Consider the following 1,151-nt stretch of genomic DNA (forward strand, 5'->3'; position numbering starts at 1 on the left):
CTCCCCGGACGGGATCGGCACCGCCTGTTCGAGCGATTCGGGCCCGATCGAGCTGAACAGGCTCTTGGCCATGCCGAAGTTGGCCGGGTCGGCCAGCGCCTCGGGCATGCGGGGGCCGATGTCGTCGAGCCGGGCACGCATTCCGGCCACGGTGGCCGGGCTGGCGTGACCGGCCTCGCCGAGGTAGTCCACCAGCGTGCGGGCGGCCGCCACGGTCTCGGGCGCGCTCTCGGGCGGCGCGATGACCTTGCGCGGGTAGATGGACAGCAGCAGCTCGTCGAAGGTCTCCGGCGTGAAGTCGCGCAGTTCGTTGACGTTGAGATAGTCGCTGGCGTAGTCGCAGAGCAGGCGGACCTCGTCCGCGTCCACTTCGACTTCCCGCGCGCGCCCCCATGCGCGCAGGTCGTCGATGGCCTGGTTCACCCATTCGATCGACACAGGGGCACGCTAACGGCTGACCAACAGATGAGCGAATCGGGGAAACGGTCTAAATCAGGTCGAGTGGGTCGACACTCACCCTCACGACATCTGGTGTCTTACGCGCCGCACGCACCCCACTGGCCCCCTTGAGCGCGGCCGACAACGCCGCCCCGCCGCCGCGCCGTACCCGGATCATGGCCCGTTCCAGGCCAGACTCGTCGACCGGGACCGGGCCCAGCACCTGGGCGTCCGGCGGGAGGCGCACCTCGTCGAGCATCTGCCGGACGGCGCTCGCCGAACCCGTCAGCGTCGCCATCCGCACGGCGGGCGGGAACCCGAGCTCGGCCCGGTCGCCCAGTTCGCGCTCGGCGTGCGTGATCGGGTCCCACCGCAGCAGCGCCTGCACGGACGGCAGCCCGGCGTCCCCGAGCACCACCAGCTCGGCGGAGGGCCGCAGCAGCGCGGCGGCGTTCATCCACCGGCGCAGCGTCTCCTCCCCCGCCCGCAGGTCGGCCCGGCCGAGCAGCGCCCATCCGTCGAGCAGCACGGCCGCCGCGTAGCCGCCCTCGGCCACCGGCTCGGCGCCGGGCGTGGCGACCACGAGGGCGCGCGTGGCGGGCACGCCGGCCAGCACGCTCAGGCCGAGCCGGGCGGCGCGCAGCTTGATCAGCGCGGGCCCGAGCCGCAGCCGGGGGCCGACCAGGCCGTCGAACACCATCGCCTGGGCGGCC

At 73.5% G+C, this 1,151-nt stretch carries 2 pseudogenes; both read right to left on the reverse strand.

The annotated features are described in order from the left end of the window. Positions 1 to 438, reverse strand: a pseudogene (locus ACWCSD_RS52980) (hypothetical protein); the annotation flags it as partial. Positions 439 to 487: 49 nt separating this feature from the next. Beyond that, positions 488 to 1,151, reverse strand: a pseudogene (locus ACWCSD_RS52985) (primosomal protein N'); the annotation flags it as partial.

The organism is Nonomuraea sp. NPDC001684, from assembly GCF_053596515.1.